At 69.9% G+C, this 17,116-nt stretch carries 15 protein-coding genes, 1 other RNA gene and 1 riboswitch; of the genes, 6 read left to right on the forward strand and 10 right to left on the reverse strand.

Annotated elements, in window-relative coordinates; translation table 11 throughout:
- Positions 1 to 26 precede the first annotated feature (26 nt).
- A riboswitch (cobalamin riboswitch) is annotated at positions 27 to 153 on the reverse strand.
- A 27-nt stretch (positions 154 to 180) separates the two neighbouring features.
- The 4 genes from cobJ to cobG are packed head-to-tail and all read right to left on the reverse strand — an operon-like array spanning position 181 to position 4,484.
- Positions 181 to 1,851 (reverse strand): precorrin-3B C(17)-methyltransferase, encoded by a 1,671-nt coding sequence (cobJ, locus tag PSEK12I1_RS0106575; protein ID WP_027601053.1) that lies wholly within the window; start codon positions 1,849 to 1,851, stop codon positions 181 to 183.
- A complete protein-coding gene (locus PSEK12I1_RS0106580; protein ID WP_027601054.1) occupies positions 1,839 to 2,579 on the reverse strand; it encodes a precorrin-2 C(20)-methyltransferase in 741 nt (246 codons plus the stop codon). The genes cobJ and PSEK12I1_RS0106580 overlap by 13 nt, the downstream gene beginning before the upstream one ends.
- Complete coding sequence (locus PSEK12I1_RS0106585; protein ID WP_017642945.1) at positions 2,579 to 3,205, reverse strand: precorrin-8X methylmutase; 627 nt, start codon at positions 3,203 to 3,205, stop codon at positions 2,579 to 2,581. Before PSEK12I1_RS0106585 ends, PSEK12I1_RS0106580 begins: the two co-directional genes overlap by 1 nt.
- A complete protein-coding gene (gene cobG, locus PSEK12I1_RS0106590; protein WP_081737529.1) occupies positions 3,198 to 4,484 on the reverse strand; it encodes a precorrin-3B synthase in 1,287 nt (428 codons plus the stop codon). The genes PSEK12I1_RS0106585 and cobG overlap by 8 nt, the downstream gene beginning before the upstream one ends.
- 98 nt (positions 4,485 to 4,582) lie before the next feature.
- Between cobG and PSEK12I1_RS0106595 the strand changes: the two genes are divergently transcribed.
- From PSEK12I1_RS0106595 to cobM, 3 genes are all read left to right on the forward strand, one after another.
- Entirely contained in the window at positions 4,583 to 5,785 is a 1,203-nt protein-coding gene (locus tag PSEK12I1_RS0106595) for a bifunctional cobalt-precorrin-7 (C(5))-methyltransferase/cobalt-precorrin-6B (C(15))-methyltransferase (protein ID WP_027601056.1), read from the forward strand.
- A gap of 446 nt (positions 5,786 to 6,231) precedes the next feature.
- The gene (locus PSEK12I1_RS0106600) at positions 6,232 to 6,954 is read left to right on the forward strand and encodes a cobalt-precorrin-6A reductase (protein ID WP_027601057.1); all 723 of its coding nucleotides are present in this window, start codon (positions 6,232 to 6,234) and stop codon (positions 6,952 to 6,954) included.
- On the forward strand, positions 6,951 to 7,682 hold the full coding sequence (cobM, locus tag PSEK12I1_RS0106605) for a precorrin-4 C(11)-methyltransferase (RefSeq protein ID WP_027601058.1): 732 nt from the start codon (positions 6,951 to 6,953) through the stop codon (positions 7,680 to 7,682). The genes PSEK12I1_RS0106600 and cobM overlap by 4 nt, the downstream gene beginning before the upstream one ends.
- A 176-nt stretch (positions 7,683 to 7,858) precedes the next feature.
- Here the strand turns inward: cobM and deoC are convergent, their stop codons facing one another.
- Entirely contained in the window at positions 7,859 to 8,536 is a 678-nt protein-coding gene (deoC, locus tag PSEK12I1_RS0106610) for a deoxyribose-phosphate aldolase (protein ID WP_027601059.1), read from the reverse strand.
- Between the two features lie 94 nt (positions 8,537 to 8,630).
- On the opposite strand from deoC, the gene deoR reads away from it, so the two are divergent.
- Entirely contained in the window at positions 8,631 to 9,395 is a 765-nt protein-coding gene (deoR, locus tag PSEK12I1_RS0106615) for a DNA-binding transcriptional repressor DeoR (RefSeq protein WP_027601060.1), read from the forward strand.
- Here the strand turns inward: deoR and PSEK12I1_RS0106620 are convergent.
- The 4 genes from PSEK12I1_RS0106620 to PSEK12I1_RS0106635 form a co-directional block, all read right to left on the reverse strand.
- Positions 9,388 to 10,473 carry an aldose 1-epimerase family protein gene (locus tag PSEK12I1_RS0106620; RefSeq protein ID WP_027601061.1) on the reverse strand — a complete coding sequence of 362 codons (1,086 nt, stop codon included), beginning with the start codon at positions 10,471 to 10,473 and terminating at the stop codon, positions 9,388 to 9,390. The genes deoR and PSEK12I1_RS0106620 overlap by 8 nt on opposite strands.
- A gap of 13 nt (positions 10,474 to 10,486) precedes the next feature.
- Positions 10,487 to 11,818, reverse strand: a complete 1,332-nt coding sequence (gene fucP, locus PSEK12I1_RS0106625; RefSeq protein ID WP_027598812.1) for an L-fucose:H+ symporter permease — start codon at positions 11,816 to 11,818, stop codon at positions 10,487 to 10,489.
- A gap of 47 nt (positions 11,819 to 11,865) precedes the next feature.
- A complete protein-coding gene (gene rbsK, locus PSEK12I1_RS0106630; protein WP_027601062.1) occupies positions 11,866 to 12,792 on the reverse strand; it encodes a ribokinase in 927 nt (308 codons plus the stop codon).
- Between the two features lie 243 nt (positions 12,793 to 13,035).
- Positions 13,036 to 14,361 (reverse strand): DUF3100 domain-containing protein, encoded by a 1,326-nt coding sequence (locus PSEK12I1_RS0106635; RefSeq protein ID WP_027598814.1) that lies wholly within the window; start codon positions 14,359 to 14,361, stop codon positions 13,036 to 13,038.
- A 125-nt stretch (positions 14,362 to 14,486) separates the two neighbouring features.
- Here PSEK12I1_RS0106635 and PSEK12I1_RS24275 point away from each other — a divergent pair.
- Both PSEK12I1_RS24275 and PSEK12I1_RS0106640 read left to right on the forward strand, forming a co-directional pair.
- Positions 14,487 to 14,562: non-coding RNA, sX9 sRNA (locus PSEK12I1_RS24275), on the forward strand.
- A gap of 273 nt (positions 14,563 to 14,835) precedes the next feature.
- Entirely contained in the window at positions 14,836 to 15,738 is a 903-nt protein-coding gene (locus PSEK12I1_RS0106640) for a LysR family transcriptional regulator (protein ID WP_027598815.1), read from the forward strand.
- 222 nt (positions 15,739 to 15,960) lie between these two features.
- Here the strand turns inward: PSEK12I1_RS0106640 and PSEK12I1_RS0106645 are convergent, their stop codons facing one another.
- A complete protein-coding gene (locus tag PSEK12I1_RS0106645) occupies positions 15,961 to 17,115 on the reverse strand; it encodes a M20 aminoacylase family protein (protein WP_027601063.1) in 1,155 nt (384 codons plus the stop codon).
- Position 17,116: the final 1 nt, after the last annotated feature.

The following is a 17,116-nucleotide window of genomic DNA, read 5'->3' on the forward strand; positions in this document are numbered from 1 at the left end:
TCTCCTTGGGATGACGCGTCCCTTGTGGATGTTGGGTAGCCCCTGGCAAGGTCTGGCTCGCTTCTCGCGAAGCTCACAGTGGCGCGACCGCGCCGGAGTTGCACCGGCTTCCTACCAGGGAACAGGAAGGTCGCCGAGGGTGAGCCAGCGGCGACCAGGATTCAAGCACTAAATGTTACTTTATAACAATTCCGGATCGTACCAGCGCGGCGTATAGACCCACTCGCCGCCATCGGCCCGCGGGAAACGCCGGGTATGGCTGGAGCCGAGGATCACCAGGGTGCGTGAATCCACCATGTCGCTGCGCAGCGCGCCAAGGCTGGTGTATTCGAGACCGCCACCGGGACGGCCGACGTCGCGGCCGAGGATCACCGGGGTGTTCGCCGGACGGCAGCTGCGCAGGACGTCCAGCGCCCGCTCCAGCTGATGCGGCCGGGCCTTGGAGATGGGGTTGTAGAAGGCCATGGCCAGGTCGGCCGCGGCGGCCTGGCGCAGGCGCTGCTCGATCACCGCCCAGGGCTTGAGGTTATCGGACAGGGAGATCAGGCAGAAGTCGTGGCCCAGGGGCGCGCCGGCCAGGGCGGCGCTGGCCATGGCCGCGGTGATGCCCGGCAGGATCTCCAGCTCCACCGCCGCCCAGCGCGAATCGTCGGCGCCTTCCAGCACCTCCAGCACCGCGGCGGCCATGGCGAAGACGCCCGGATCGCCGGACGACACCATGACCACCTGGCGCCCGCTGGCGGCCAGTTCGAAGGCGTGGCGGGCGCGCTGCAATTCTTCGCGATTGTCGCTGGCATGGGCCAGCTGATCCGGGCGCAAGGGACCGGCCATCTGCACGTAGGTGGCGTAGCCGAGCACGTCCTGAGCCTGGTCCAGGGCGCGGCGCACCACCGGCGCCATGAGCTCCGCCGCGCCGGGGCCGAGGCCCACCACGCTGAGGCGCCCGCGGCGCTGGCCGAGGTCCTCGGCGTCCAGCGGCCGGTCATGCAGGTGCAGGGCGAGACCCTGGGTCTGGGCCCGCGCCACCGACGCCCGGGCGAAGTCCGGGGTGCAGGCGTCGACGAATCTCAGGGGTACGGCCAGCGTCTGGCTCAGCTCGGCGAGACCGGGCGCGGCCATGTCTTCCGCCCGCGCCAGCAGCAGCGCCACGGCGCCCGGCGCATAGCCGGCGCTGGCGAGCAGCGCGGTGACGGCGGCGGCGGTGGCATCGGCGCGTGCTGCCACCAGCACGGCGCGGGGATGGATCAGCAGGGTGTGATCGTCAGCGCTGGCCAGTGGCGAGACCAGGATGCGCTGCCGCGCCGCGGGATCGCGGGCCAGGGGCACCGCGTCCAGCCAGGGCGCCTCGCCCTCGATGCGTACCGGGGCGCCGGCCAGCAGATCGGCCACCCGATGCTTGGCCACGTCGACATCGGCCAGGGCATAGCCGGCCGGCGGATCGAGCAGACAGGTGCCGAATCTCAGTTCGCCACTGGTGGTGATGGCCGGGGCCACGTTCAGCAGCGTACCGAGCTGACGGGCCAGGCGATTGGCGCCGGCCAGGCCGCCCAGCAGCGGCACCACGGCGCTGCCGTCTTCGGCCACGGCCAGCACCGGCGGCTCGGCGGTCTTGTCGTCCAGCAAGGACGCCAGGCTGCGGATGACGATGCCGGCGGCGCAGAGCACCAGCAGCGGGCGCTGTTGCCGATAGAGCTCGCGCAGATGATCGCCAAAGTTCGTATAGCTGACATCGCCCTCGACCCGCCCGGCCAGGCCGTGTACCAGGCTGCCCGGCAGGCCATCTTGCAAGCGGCGGGCGGTGGCCAGGGCGCCGGGACCGAGGATGACGATGGCCGGGCTCAACCCTTCCATTTCACCCCCGGCACCACCACCAGCGAGAAATACGGCGAGGCCATGGGGTCGACGGCGTCCAGCGCGACGATGCGCTGATTGTCCATGGTGGCGCGCTCGATGTAGCGGGCGCGCTCGTCCAGACCCAGCTCACGCAGCACCTGGCGCACCTTCTCGAAGTTGCGGCCGAGCTTCATCACCACGGCGGCGTCGGCGCTGGCCAGGCGCGCCTTGAGCTCTTCCGCGGAGAGCACCCCGGAGAGTACCGTAAGGGTCTGGTTGCGATAGACCAGCGGCAGGCCGAGCATGGCCACGCCGCCGAGCATGGAGCAGACCCCCGGCACCACCTGGGCCTCGTAACGCTCGGCCAGGCGGTCGTGCAGGTACATGTAGGAGCCGTAGAAGAAGGGATCGCCCTCGCAGATCACCGCCACGTCGCGGCCGGCGTCCAGATGGTCGGCCACCTGGGCGGCGGCGGTGTCGTAGAAGTCGGCGATCACCGTCTCGTAGGACAGCGGCGGTGCCAGCTTCTCGGTGGTCACCGGATAGACCAGCGGCAGGCGCTGCTGGCCGTCCAGCAGATAGCCCTCGATGACGCCATAGGCATTGCCGCCCTGCCCCACATTGGCCTTGGCCTTGGCGACGAAATAGGCCACCACCGGCGCGCCCTGCAGCAGGCGCAGGGCCTTCAGGGTGATGAGTTCCGGATCGCCGGGGCCGACGCCCAGGCCGAGCAGGCGGCCCGCCATCACTCCACCTCCGTGGCCAGGGCGTTGACCGCCGCGGCGGCCATGGCACTGCCGCCCCGCCGACCGCGGACGATGACATAGGGCACGCCGCGGCTGTCGGCGGCCAGGGCGTCCTTGGACTCCATCGCCCCGACGAAGCCCACCGGCATGCCGAGGATCAGCGCCGGCCTGGGCGCCCCGGCGTCGAGCATTTCCAGCAGATAGAACAGCGCGGTGGGGGCATTGCCGATCACCACCACGCTGCCGGCCAGATGCGGCCGCCAGCGCTCCAGGGCCACCGCCGAGCGGGTGTTGCCCTGGGCCACGGCCAGCTCGCGGATGCCCTCGTCGTGCAGGGTGCAGATCACCTGATTATTCGCTGGCAAGCGGGTGCGGGTGACACCCTCGGCGACCATGCGCGCATCGCAGAGGATGGGCGCGCCGGCCGCCAGGGCCGCGCGCCCGGCCGCCCCGGCCCCCGGGGAAAAGGCCAGGTCCTGGACCACGTCGACCATGCCGCAGGCGTGGATCACCCGCACGGCGAGCTTTTCCAGGTCGGCGGGGATGGCCGAGAGATCGGCCTCGGCGCGGATGGTGGCGAAGGATTGGCGATAGATCGCCTGGCCGTCGCGTTCGTATTCAAGCATCACTGGGACTCCGGGCCAGCCAGGCGGCGGCCTCGTCGAGGGACAAATGGGTGGCGCGCCGCCGGCCCGGACCGGGCTGGGTGGCGTCGCGCACGAAGAGGTCATAGCGACCGAGGGCCACCGCCAAGAGCGTGTGGGGCGCTTGACCGGCCAGGGCGCAACTGCGCGGGCAACCGGAGAGGTGCACTTCCACGTCTGCCGGCAGTTGCTCGGCCAGGCGCAGGGCATCGCCCTTGGTGTCGGCCTGGCCCTTGGCGCAGCCCTGGCTGCCGGTACAGGCGACCAGCCGGCCCAGGGGCGCGGCGGGATCGGTGGTCAGCTCCAGGGCGGCCAGCGCGGCGAGTAGCTCGGGGGCTTGGTCGACCGGCACATCGGGCAGCAGCAGGCCCTGCCAGGGGGTGAGGTGCAGGTCGCCATTGCCGTGGTGTTCGGCCAGGTCGGCTACCGTGGCCAGGCTCTTGGCGGGCAGTCGCCCCAGGGCGGGCTGGGCGCCGATCCAGTGGAGGCCGGCTTGGCGCTGCTGATGGCTACCCAAGCGCAGCGCGGCGTCGGCCGGCGCGCGCAGGCTGGGCGGTACCGGTAGCAGGTCCAGTTCCGCCAGCAGCTCCGCGAGCGTACGCTGCGCCAGCAGCTGGCGCATGCGGTGCTGCTCGGGACCGGCGAGGTCGAGGAAGCGATGCAGCAACCGGGCGACGGTCGCTACCTCCTGACCCGGGGCGATCAGTCCAACTGGAATATCCAGCGGGGTACCGGCCAGGCCAAGGACATAGCCCTCGGCGCGAGCCGACAGCCAGACATCATGGGGATGGTCGAGCCGGGCCAGGGCTTCGCCGCCGTCCAGTTGCAGGGCGAACTTGGCCGACAGCCCATGCAGGCGGCGGTCGCCTTCCAGCAGGGCGAGCAATTCGGCGGCCAGGGGACGAACGTCGCGCAGCTGCTGCGGATCCCTGCCGGCAGACGGGCTGAGCAGCAGATTGCGCACGTCATCGGCGGCGGGATCGGCCGGACCCAGACCGGCGGCCTGCAGCTCGGCCACCAGGGCAGCGGCACCGTCCGCGCGTACACCACGCAATTGCAGGTTGGCCCTGTTGGTCAGCTCCAAGACCCCGCTCGCCCAGCGCGCGCTGGCGGCGGCGATGGCCCGCGCCTGGGCTGCCGTCAGCCGGCCCCCCGGCAACTTCACCCGGCACAGGCCGCCATCGCGCGCGGGCACGATGCGCAGCAGCCCCGGACAGGCCGAAGGCCGCGGGACGAGGGCGGAAGGAGACGGAGGATTCACGGCGGAAGGTCGGGCTGAACGGGGAAAGACGTTATTATGCCCGCTTTGCCCGACCCCTTGAAAACGCCCGGTCGGCTGACGTTCGATGAGGTGTGTTCATGATCCCCTGGCTGACCGTGGTGGGTATCGGCGAAGACGGCTACCCCGGCCTCGGCAAGCAGGCCCGCCGCGCCCTGCTGGAGGCGGGGGTGGTCATCGGCGGTCCGCGCCAGCTGGCGCTGCTGCCACCCTGCATCCGCGCCACCCGCGAGCCCTGGCCGCAGCCCTTCGCCCTGGCCCCGGTCCTGGACCGCCGCGGCACCCCGGTCTGCGTGCTGGCCAGCGGCGATCCCATGCTGTTCGGCGTCGGCGCGAGCCTTTCGCGCCAGCTGTCGGCCGACGAACTGCAGGTGCTGCCGGCGCCCTCCTCCTATTCCCTGGCCGCGGCTCGCCTCGGCTGGCCGCTGCAGGACGTCACCCTGCTGTCGGTGGTGGCCCGCCCCCTGGCCGCCGTGGTGCGCCATCTGCACCCGGGCGCCCGCCTGCTGGTATTGAGCAACGACGGCCACAGCCCTGCGGCCCTGGCCGCGCTGCTGGTGGACCAGGGCTTCGGCGCCAGCCAGCTGCAGGTGCTGGAGCACCTGGGCGGCCCTCTGGAGCGCCGGATCGCCAGTCGCGCCCGGGACTGGTCGCTGGCGGAAGCGGCGGCGCTCAACCTGGTGGCCATCGAGGTCCTGAGCGAGACCGGGGAGACGGGTCTGCCGCTCACCCCCGGCCTGCCGGACAGCGCCTATCGCCACGACGGCCAGTTGACCAAGCGAGACGTACGCGCCGTAACCCTGGCCCGCCTGGCACCGCGCCCCGGCGAACTGCTGTGGGACGTGGGCGCCGGTTGCGGCTCCATCGGCATCGAATGGGCGCGCAGCCATCCCGGCTGCCGGGTGCTGGCCATCGAGGCCGACGCCGGTCGCCAGGCCCATATCCTCCACAACCGCGACCACCTCGGCGCCCCGGCGCTGCACCTGGTGGCCGGCCAGGCGCCCGAGGCCCTGGCCGGTCTGGCCACCCCGGACGCCATCTTCATCGGCGGCGGCCTCACCGCGCCGGGGGTGCTGGACGCCTGCTGGGACGCCTTGCGTCCCGGCGGTCGCCTGGTCGCCAATGCCGTGACCCTGCAGACCGAGGCCGCCCTGGTAGCCTTTCGCGAACGCCACGGCGGCGACCTGACCCGCCTGCAGGTGGCCCAGGCCCAGCCGCTGGGCGCCTTCGACACCTGGCGTGCGGCGCTGCCTATTACCTTGCTGGACGTGGTGAAGCCGTGAGGGTTGGACGCGCCCCCCTCACCCCGACCCTCTCCCCGAGGGGAGAGGGGGTGGTTTGGTGTGACCCTTTAATCCGCGGCGGCAAGCAGCGCCTCGTCCCCTCACCCCAGCCCTCTCCCCGTAGGGGCGAGGGGGCGGTTAGGCGTGCCTCCTTCATCCCTGAAGACCATGAGCGGCGTTTTGCCCCCTCACCCCAGCCCTTTCCCCGTGGGGGCGAGGGGGTGGTTGAGTGGTGGCTCGGAAGTCTGGCGTCCGGGCTGACGCCCGCGACTCTTGCTGAGCACGCTGCAATGACCAGCGGGAAAGCCGCCTGCGAGACCAATACCCCTACTCCGCCGCTCGCCCCCCGGCACCGCCTTTCCTCCCCTCTCCCTCGGGGAGAGGGGCCGGGGGTGAGGGCGCGCCATGCATGACGAAGCCGCCGCCGCTCCTGGGGAAGACCGCCCATGAAGATCCTCCTGCTCGGCGGCACCACCGAAGCCCTGGCCATCGCCCGCACGCTGCCGGCCGAGGCCCTCTACAGCCTCGCCGGTCTCGGTCGGGTGCCCCAGGACCTGCCCTGCCAGGTGCGGGTCGGCGGCTACGGCGGCGCCGCGGGGCTGGCCGCCTTTCTCCACAGTGAAGGCATCGAGTTGCTGCTGGACGCCACCCATCCCTACGCCGCCCGGATCAGCCACAACGCCGGCCTGGCCGCGGCCCAGGCCGGTATCCCCTGCTGGGCCCTGCGCCGCCCCGGCTGGCAGGCCGGCCTCGACGACGACTGGCGCGAGGTGGCCGACTGGAGCGAACTCCAGACCGCGCTTGCTTCCTTCACCCGCCCCTTCTTCACCCTGGGTCGCGAACCCCTGGAGCACCTCGCGGAAATCCCGCCCCACCAGTTCTGGACCCTGCGCCTGCTCGACACCCATCCCGGCCACCTCCGGGCGCGGATCATCGCCGACCGTGGACCCTTCGCCCTGGAGGCCGAGCGCGTGCTGTTCGCCCAAGGTGACTTCGATGTGCTGATCAGCAAGAACAGTGGCAGCGCCGCCACCCAGCCCAAGTTGCAGGTGGCCCGCGAGCGGGGTCTGCCGGTGCTGATCCTGCGCCGCCCTGCCCTGCCCAGCGTCGATCGTGAATTCGCCAGCGTCGCCGACCTGCTCGCCGCCCTGGCCGAGGAAATCCCATGACCGTTCATTTCATCGGCGCCGGCCCCGGCGATCCCGACCTCATCACCGTCAAGGGTCAGCGGCTGATCCGCCAGTGCCCGGTGATCCTCTATGCCGGCTCCCTGGTACCGCCCGCGGTGCTGGAAGGTCACCAGGCCGAGACGGTGATCGACACCGCCCACCTGGACCTGGATGCCATCGTCGGCCATCTGGCCGCCGCCCATGCCCGCGGCCAGGACGTGGCCCGGGTGCATTCCGGCGATCCTTCGCTGTACGGCGCCATCGGCGAGCAGATCCGCCGCCTGCAGGCGCTGGGCATTCCCTACGAGATTGTGCCCGGCGTCACCGCCACCGCCGCCTGCGCCGCCCTGCTGGGTTGCGAGCTGACCCTGCCCGGGGTCAGCCAGACGGTGATCCTGACCCGCTACGCCAGCCGCACGGCCATGCCGGAAGGCGAGGCGCTGGCCGACCTGGCGCGGCATCGCGCGACCCTGGCCATTCACCTCGGCGTCGGCCAGCTGGAGCGCATCGTCACCGACCTCCTGCCGCACTACGGCCCCGGCTGCCCGGTGGCCATCGTCCACCGCGCCAGCTGGCCGGACCAGGACAGCGTCCGGGGCACCCTGGCCGACATCGTCGAACGGGCGCGGGACAAGGATTTCCGCCGCACCGCGCTGATCCTGGTCGGCGAGGTACTGGCGCCAGGGGATTTCCAGGATTCCAAGCTGTATCGGCAAGGGCCGGGCTAGTCCTCCCAGGTCTTAGCGCGGCATGCCGGTGCGTCCTGGCGACCGCTCGAGTGCAATGCGTTATCGCGGCCATGGGCCGCTCCTACAAAGGCGTCCCCCGTAGGAGCGGCCCATGGCCGCGATGACACCAACCAAACACAGGAGCGACCCTTGCCTCGATGTTTTGGAATCCAGCTTTAGTACCCCGCCCCACCCTCCCCACCGCTGACGATGGCCACGCCCGAGCTGGTCCCCAGGCGGGTCGCGCCGGCGTCCAGCATGGCCTGGGCGGTGGCGCGGTCACGCACGCCGCCGGAGGCTTTCACGCCCATTTCCGGACCCACCTCTTCGCGCATCAGCCGCACATCGTCCAGGGTCGCACCGCCGTGGCCGAAACCGGTGGAGGTCTTGACGAAGGCGACGCCGAGGTCGCGACAGATCCGGCAGGCCTGGCGCTTCTGCTCATCGTCGAGCAGACCGGTCTCCAGGATCACCTTGAGAGGTACCGCGCCACAGGCGGCCTGCACCGCGGCGATGTCGGCGGACACCTCTTCCAGCAGGCCATCCTTGAGCCAGCCGAGGTTGAGCACCATGTCGATCTCCCCGGCCCCGGCGGCGATGGCCTGCGCGGCCTCGAAGGCCTTGGCCGCGCTCAGCCCGGCGCCGAGCGGAAAGCCCACCACCGCGCAAACCTTGACTGCGCTGCCGGCCAGTTGCGCCGCGGCGTGGGGGACCTGGGCGGAATTCACGCACACCGAATAGAAGCCATGGGTGCGCGCCTCCTGGCACAGGCGGTCGATCTGGGCGCGGCGGGCATCGGCGGCGAGCAGGGTGTGGTCGATGGTCTTGGCGAGTTCGCCGGGTTCAAGCTGCATGGGGCCTCCTCAGGCACGGGTAGCGTATGATCGGATCAGAATTCTTGGTTGGTGCGGCCTGCACCTCTAGTCGGACTCCCGTAGCGCACCCCTCATGGATAGCAAGAAAGCCGCTCGGCTCAAGCTGATGCACCAGGCGCTGCAGGATCAGCACGCCATTCACCTGCGCGAGATGGCCCAGCTGCTGGGTGTCTCGGAAATGACCCTGAGACGCGACCTGCGGCTCCCGCCGGACGGCCTGCGCCTGCTCGGCGGTCATGTCACCCGCGATGTCGGCGGCAGCGAGGCGCCCGGCTACCAGGTGGTGGAACAGGACCTGCGCCAGGTCGAGGAAAAGCGTCGCATCGGTCGGCTGGCCGCGGCGCAGATCCGCGCCGGCGACACCGTCTTCCTCGATTGCGGGACCACCACGCCCTTCGTGGTGGACTTCATTCCCGATGACCTGGAATTCACCGCCGTCTGCCATTCGCTCAATGTGCTGCTCAAGCTGCAGCAGAAGGTCAACTGCACCCTGGTGGTCTGCGGCGGCACCTTCCAGCGCAAGAACCAGATTTTCGAGAGTCGCCTGGAGACCGGGGTGCTCGATGGCGTGCGCCTCACCCATGCCTTCGTCTCGGCGGCCGGGGTGAGCGCGGACTTTGGCGTCACCTGCTTCAACTTCAACGAGGTCGAGGTCAAGCAGAAGGTCCTGCGCCAGGCCCAGCAGCGGCTCCTGCTGGTCGACCATACCAAGTTCGACGTGGTGCGCGCCGCGCATTTCGCGGCGCTCGGCGACTTCGACCTGGTGGTCAGTGACGGACGCATTCCGCGCAGCTATCGCGAGCGGATCGAGGCGAACGGCGCGCAACTGCTTACCTGATCCGCGCCGGGTCGGCCAGGCGCGCCAGCAGCGCCTCGCGCTCGGCGGTGGAGAGATAGCCGGTCCGGACGCTGAAGGCGCGACGCTCTCCCGGTTGCAGCTGCTGCACCTGCCCCTTGGTCGTCTCGGCCAGATAGCCCTCCGGTTCGCAGGTCGCCGGCAGCACGAAGGCCGCCACCTGCTGATCGGGGTTGTGCAGCACCCAGCGCGTGGCATGGGGCAAGTCCTGCGGGCGATAGGCCGTGTAGAAGGCGGCGCCGCCCGGATGCTCCAGCAGGAAATGCGCCTCCCCCGCCGCGTCGGTCCCCGGCGCATCGATGAAACTGACGATCTCCGGCTGGTAGCGCGCCGGCGCATCCAGCACCCGCAGTCGCTCGGGGTCTTCCGCCAGTGCGGCGATGAAGGCCTGCCAGTCGGCGGTCGGCCGCACATGGGCCGGCACGCTGGTGCGCACCCGGGTGCGGGCCACCCCGAGCGGCTCATGGAAGCGTCCGCCGGGCACATAGGCGTAGTTCATGTGCGCCATGTACATCAGGTCCATGGGCTGGCCGGCCTGGTTTTCCACCTCCAGGCCCAGTTCGAACACCGCGCTGTCCGCTCTCAGGGTCACGCGGGGCTGGGCGCGATAGCGATCGCCGAAGCCCATGGCGTAGTCGTGGCGGCCGCCCAGGCGCAGGAAATCGCCCTCCGCGTCCTGGCCCAGTTCCAGCCAGGCCTCGTCCAGCGGCGCGCAGGGCAACTCGCCGTGCAGCTCGTGGCTGTCCTCCGGCGCCGGGCAGCCGTTGCGCAGCACCCCGGCGTGGAACATGAAGCAGCCATAGGTCTCGATGATCCGCCGGGTCGGCCGCGGTTGGTCGAACAGCCCCGGCATGGTCAGGCGGCAGCCGTCGAAGCTGGCGTCCCAGATCATCTGCCCCTGGTAGGGCAGCACCACCAGGCGGCCACGACGATTCTCCAGCGCCAGGGCGCGCACCCCGGAGGGATAGGTCCAGGCGCGCACCTGGAAGGCGTCGCTGGCGAGCAGGGTGCGCTCGTCGGCGGTGAATTGCTCAGGCTGCAGGGGCAGGCGTACGGACATGACGGCGCCCTCCTCAGGCGGTCTGGGCGGCGCCCACCGGCAGCCGTTCGCTGGCCGGGTGACGCAGGCAATAGAGGGCGTAGGCGACGATCACCGTGAAGCACAGCAGCGGCACCGAATAGGCCAGCTGCATGTTGCCGCCGGTGTAGTCCGACAGCAGGCCCTGGAAGATCGGGATCACCCCGCCGCCGACGATGCTCATCACCAGCAGCGAGCCGCCGAATTCGGTGTCCCGGCCGATGCCGTCGACGGTCAGGCCATAGATGGTCGGCCAGCAGGGGCCGAGGAAGATGCTCACGCCCACGGCGGCGTACACCGCGGTGATGTTGGGCACCAGGATGGTGTAGGCCAGCAGCGCGATGCACAGCACCCCGTAGACGCCCAGCACCTTGGCCGGATGCCAGCGGCGCATCAGCAGGTTGGCGATCAGCTTGCCGACGAAATAGGCGGCGAAGGTGGTGAGCAGGAACCAGGAGGCGCTGCGCTCGTTCATGCCGCCGAGTTGCATGGCCAGGCGGATGGTGAAGCTCCAGACGCCGACCTGGGCGCCGACGTAGAGGAATTGCGCCAGCACGCCAAAGACGAAGCGCGGATTGCGCCGCAGCCGACCCAGGCTGGCGGCGACGCCGTCGCCCTCGCTGCGTACGCGCTCGTTGCCCTTGCAGGCCGGATAGCGGGTGCAGGCGATGAGCACGAAGATCAGCACCAGCACGCCGATCATCCACTGGTAGGGCGTCAGGGTGGCCTGGATCATCTGCAACTGCTGGGCGGCGGCCTCGGCGGGATTCATCTGCAGCAGCTGCGCCTGGCTGGCGTCACCCTCCTTGAACATCACGAAACTGCCGACATAGACCCCGGTCATGGCGCCGAAGGGGTGGAAGGTCTGGGAGATGTTCAGCCGACGGGTGCCGGTCTCGCGCGGCCCGAGCAGGGTCGAATAGGTGTTGCAGGCGGTCTCCAGAAAGGACAGCCCGGCGGCGATCACGAACAGCGCCAGCAGGAACATGCCGTACTTGGCCATGGAGGCGGCGGGAAAGAACAGCAGGCAGCCGACCATGTAGAGGAACAGGCCGAAGAGGATGGTCGTCTTGTAGCTGAAGCGTCGCACCATCAGCGCGGCGGGCAGGGCCAGGAAGAAATAGCCGAGATAGAAGGCCGACTGGACGAAGGCGGTCTGGAAGTCACTGAGCAGGAAGGCCTTCTTGAAGTGGGCGATGAGCACGTCGTTCATGCTCGCCGCCGCGGCCCAGAGGGCGAAGATGCAGCACAGCAGGATGAAGGCGAACCACGGCGTGCGGTTCAGGTAGTAGCCGTCGGCACTGGGCCGCAGGGGTGACTGGCTCATTGTTGTTCTCCGTAGGGGTGCCAGGGTGGGGGATCGCCGCGCGCGGGTCAGAGATCCAGGGAAGCGAGGTAGTCTTCGAAGACCGCGGCCTCGGGATAGGAGGTCTGGGTGCCGCGCCCGGTGACCGACAGCGCCGAATAGGCCACCGCCCGCTGCATGGCCTCCCGCAGGCCCAGGCCCTGGACGCGGCCGTGGGCGAAGCAGCCGATGAAGGCATCGCCGGCGCCGGTGGTGTCGAGGGCCGCCACCCGCTGGCCGGGCAGGCTGAATTCGCCCTCCTCGCCCACGTACAGCGCGCCCGCGGCGCCCAGGGTGACCACCACGTGCCGGATGCCGCGACCGGCCAATACCCGCGCCGCGGCGAAGGCGCTGTCGCGATCCGCCACCGGCAGGCCGCTGACCAGGGCCAGCTCGGTCTCGTTGGGGACGAAGTAGTCCAGCCGGGCGAGGTGCGCGGCGCTCAGGTCGGCCACCGCCGGCGCCGGATTGAGCAGCACCGGGATGCCCAGGCGCTGACCGCAGTCGATGGCGGCATAGACGGTCTCCAGGGCGATCTCCAGTTGCAGCACGATCAGCGCGCAGTCGCGCAGATCGGCTTCCGCGGCCTGGATGTCGGCCGGACCGAGGGCGGCATTGGCGCCCTTCACGATGAGGATGCTGTTGTGCGAATCGGGCTGCACGAAGATCGGCGCCACGCCGCTGGAGCGCCCGGGCGCGCGGGTGACGTGGCGGGTGTCGATGCCGAAGCGGCGGAAGTTGGCCAGGGTGTTGTCGGCGAAGAGGTCGTCGCCGACCTTGGTCACCATCAGCACCTCGCTGCCCAGCTTGGCCGCGGCGACCGCCTGGTTGGCCCCCTTGCCGCCACAGCCGAGGGCGAAGTCCGGCGCTTCCAGCGTCTCGCCCTGGACAGGCAGTCGCTCGATATAGGTGATGAGATCGACCATGTTGCTGCCGATGACCGCGATTTTGCCCATGCCGAGCGCGCCTCCGTTTTTCTTGATGTTATTAAATTAACGGTTTTTGTTAATTTTCCATCATAGATACTGCAACTCGGGGCGCAGCTCAAGCGCCGGTGATCGTCCACGGACGACAGCGGGCGTCCAACCCTCAAGGCTGGGAGCTGCGACACACGAAATGCGAGAAACGGAGAGATCAGACGGCGGTGCGGTACGACAGCGGGAAGCGGCGCACCGGGGACCCGGTGCGCGCGGGGCGGATCAGTGGAAGAGTTCGGCGATGAACACGGCGCCAATGAAGGTGCCGAAGCCGGCGGTCAGGGAGACCACCACGATGCGCCAGCCCAGCCGGCGAAAGGCCGGGATGTCCTTGGCGATGGACAGGCCGGCGAAGGCCAGCATGGGCGTGATCACCGCCAACACGCCGACGCTGTTGGCGGCGGCGGTAATCTGCGGTGCCAGCGGGCACCAGGGCGAGGTCAGGAACATGGCCACCAGCGACACCCAGCACACCGCCGGCACCTTGCGGCGGAACAGCTGGCAGAGCAGCTCGCCGACGACGGCCGCACCGATCATCAGCGCCACCGCGATGAGGGCGGCAGCCGGCAGCGTCTTGGTCGCCACGAAGGTACCCAGCAGGGCCAGGCCGGCCGCGGCGAACCAGGCACTCAGGCGTCCCGACCAGCCCAGCTCCACCGGCTCGTCCACCACCGTCTGGTCTACCGCGCTCTGGGCGAAGGAGGCCTTGGTCGTCCGGCCGATGCGCGGCTCCAGCACCCGATAGCCCCAGACCGCCAGCGGCAGGGAGATGAACAGGGTGAAATAGGTACCCAGGGTGGTGGTGATGAGGTTGGCCGCGGCGGCCAGCGCCATGACCTCCTTGGCCACCTCGGGGGTCTGCTGGGCCGCCACCGCACCGGCCGCGGCGGCCATGATGCTGCCCGAGCCAATGCCGGCGCCCATGGCCAGCGAATAGGGGTGGAAGATGTTGAGGCTGGCGATGAAGCCGGCGACGATGGCCATGAACACCGCGCCGATCAGGGTGCCGGTGAGGTACTCGGCGAGCACGCCGCGGCCTTCCGGGGAGTCCATGCCGTAGCGTTCGCCGATGATCGCCAGGCTCGGTTCGCGCCCCACCGAGAAGGTGGCGCCGATGGCCTCGCGCTTGATGCCCAGCAGCAGCGCCACGGGCAGGCCGAGCAGGATGGTGCCGACGAAATGGCCCAGCTCCTGGAAGGCCAGCGCCCAGCCGGCGGCGATCACCGTGGGCAGGGAACCGCCCACCACCAGGCCGAGCTTGGCGATGAAGATCAGCAAGGCGTACTGCAGGATGGCCGCCGAGCGCACCTGGGCGCTGCGGCTGACGCTCAGGCCCTGCGGCAGTCGCGTGCTGGCCAGGCCAATGGCGGCGCCCAGCAGCAGCGCCCAGATCATCGGCAACAGCACCACCTTGCCCGGCCCCAGCGGGATGCTGACCGAGCCGATCAGCTCGGCGATCAGCAGCACCAGCGCCGCCCAGAAATAGAGTTTCACGGTATCGCTGACAGCTCGGTCCTGGCCCACGGCCAGCGTCGGATTGGCGCTCATTCTTCCCCCTGCGGCCCGCTCGCGGGCTCGGTTGTAGGTATGGTTGGCAGTCGCGAGCGACTCAGAGCGACCAACAAAACTACTGCGCGTCCGCCAGACGGGCACGTGCAGTGCTCGGAATCCTCATGTACCGCTCGTACACTCCGGTTCCTGCGCGCCGCGCGCACCCGCCTGACAACCGCTCGCTACGTTTTGTTAGCCGCTCTCAGGCCCGCTGGGCAGAAAAGGGCTCCGCAAGGGAGCGCGACCCGGTCGTTCTGGAGGTCTGGTCGAGGTCGCACGGCTGGCGTACCGGAGGCTGGAAGCCCGCCGCGGACAGGGTCTCGCGCGGGGTTCTGCGCCGTTCCGGGGCTCTGCGTCGCGGGCCTCGGCCAGGCCGGGGCGGCCGTGGTCTTGGCCCGAGTATGGACAGCGCCCTGTTCTCTCTCCAATACTGGAAATGGCCTTTTCCGTTGCCTTTACGAGAACACACGGATGCGTGGAATTCACGAACAACGCTTGCACTATTTCGTCGAGGCGGTGCGGCTGGGCAGCGTGCGCGCCGCCGCCGACGCCCTCGATATCGCCCCGTCCGCAGTCAGCCGGCAGATCGCCCAGGTCGAGGCGGAACTGGGCGTCGACCTGATCGAGCGCCACCGCCGCGGCATCACCCCGACCGAGGCCGGGCGCCTGGTGCTGGATTACTTCCGCCAGCGTCAGACCCAGCTCGACGGGCTGAGAGACGCCATCGCCGATCTGCAGGGGCTGCGCACCGGTCGCGTGGTGCTGGCCATCGGCGAAGGCTTCATCGGCGACCTGTCGCGAAGCCTGGGCGACTTTTCCGCGCGGCATCCGGAGATCGAGGTCAGGGTCAACGTGGTGGGCACCAACGAGGTGATTCGCCAGGTGATGGAAGACGAGGCGCAACTGGGGCTGGTGTTCAATCCGCCGCGCGATCCGCACCTGCGGGTGCATGGCAGCCGCGGGCAGCCGCTCTATGCCATGGTGGCGCCGGACCATCCGCTGGCCGCGACCCAGGGCCCCGTGACCCTGACGGAGCTGGGCCAGCATCGCCTGGCGCTGCCGGACATCTCCTACGGCATCCGCCAGATGCTCGACGCTGTGGAGCAGGCCGCCGGCCAGCGCCTGGCGCCGACCCTGACCTGCAACACCTTCGCCCTGCTCAAGCACTATGCCCAGCAGGGCGGCGTCACCCTCCTGCCGCTGTTCGCCGCGACCCAGGAACTGGACAGCGGCGCCTTGCGCGCCCTGCCCCTGGCCGATCCCGGCTTTGCCCGTGCCCACGTCGAGCTGGTCACCCGCCTGGGCCGCAAGCTCAGCCGCGCCGCGGACGAGTTGCGGACCAGCTTGGTGCAGCAGATGACCGCCTTTCGCTGAGCGCCTGCCCAAAGCCAGCTGCGCGTCGGCCAAACTGCGTTGAAAAGGCCCTGGGTCGCCAGCCCGGCCGGAATGCTCATTTACCATGAGTAAACTCCGCTTCCTCAGGCCTTTGATTCGCTAGCGCTCACCCTCCGGGCCAGCCTTCGGCTGTTACTCCCGTTGGTCGTTGCGCCTTGCTTGACTCTAGCTCGCAAGCCTTTGAGCAGACGCTAAGGCGTCTCAGGCGGGCAGTTCCTGGCGCACCAGCTCGGCCCACAACCGTACGGCCGGTTCGATGATGGCGTCGTTGAAGTCATAGGCCGGGTTGTGCAGCGGCGCCGAGGGCTGGGCGCCGTCGACCCCCAGCCAGAGATAGGCGCCGGGACGCGCCGCCAGCATGAAGGCGAAGTCCTCGGAGGCCATGGATGGCGGTACGCCGTCGCTGACCCGCTCGGCACCAAAGGCCCTTACCGCCGCCTCACGCACCCGCGCGGCCTGGGCCGGATGGTTCTGGGTCACGGGATAGCCGCGGGTGAATTCCAGCTCGCCGCGCACGCCCTGGGCCAGCGGCGCCTGGGCGACGATCTCGCCGATCAGCCGCTCCACCTCGGCGCGCACCGCGCCGTCCAGGCACCGCACCGTGCCCCGGAGTCGCGCCACCTCGGGGATGACGTTGATCGCCTCCCCCGCTTCCATCATGGTCACGCTGACCACCGCCGACGCCAGTGGCGAGATCCGTCGGGCGACGATGGTCTGCAGCTGCAGGATCAGGTCCGCCGCGGCGACGATGGGATCGCGGCCGCGCTCGGGCATGGCCGCGTGGCAGCCCTTGCCGGTCAGGGTGATGGCGAAGGTGTCCAGCGAAGCCATCATGGCACCCGGATTGACCACCACCTGCCCGGCCGGCAGCCCCGGCCAGTTGTGCAGGCCGTAGATGGCGTCCATCGGAAACCGTTCGAACAGGCCGTCTTCGATCATCTTCTGGGCGCCGCCGAGATTCTCTTCGGCGGGCTGGAAGACGAAGTAGAGGGTGCCGCGGAAATCGCGGTTCTCACTCAGGTGGCGCGCAGTGGCCAGCAGGATGGCGGTGTGGCCGTCATGGCCGCAGGCATGCATGCGCCCGGCGGCGGTGGAACGATGGGGCACGTCCCCCACCTCCTGCATCGGCAGGGCGTCCATGTCGGCGCGCAGCCCCAGACTGGGGCCCTCGCCATGGCGCAACACCCCGACCACGCCAGTGCCGCCGAGGCCACGATGGACCTCCAGGCCGAAGCCCTCGAGCAATTCGGCAACCCGCGCCGCGGTACGGTGCTCGGCGAAACCCAGTTCGGGATGGGCGTGGAAATCGCGACGCCAGCTGCGGGCGTCGTCCAGCAGCGCTTGGTGAATGGTCATG

The organism is Pseudomonas sp. MOIL14HWK12:I1 (assembly GCF_000510705.1).
GTDB lineage: Bacteria > Pseudomonadota > Gammaproteobacteria > Pseudomonadales > Pseudomonadaceae > Chryseomonas > Chryseomonas oryzihabitans.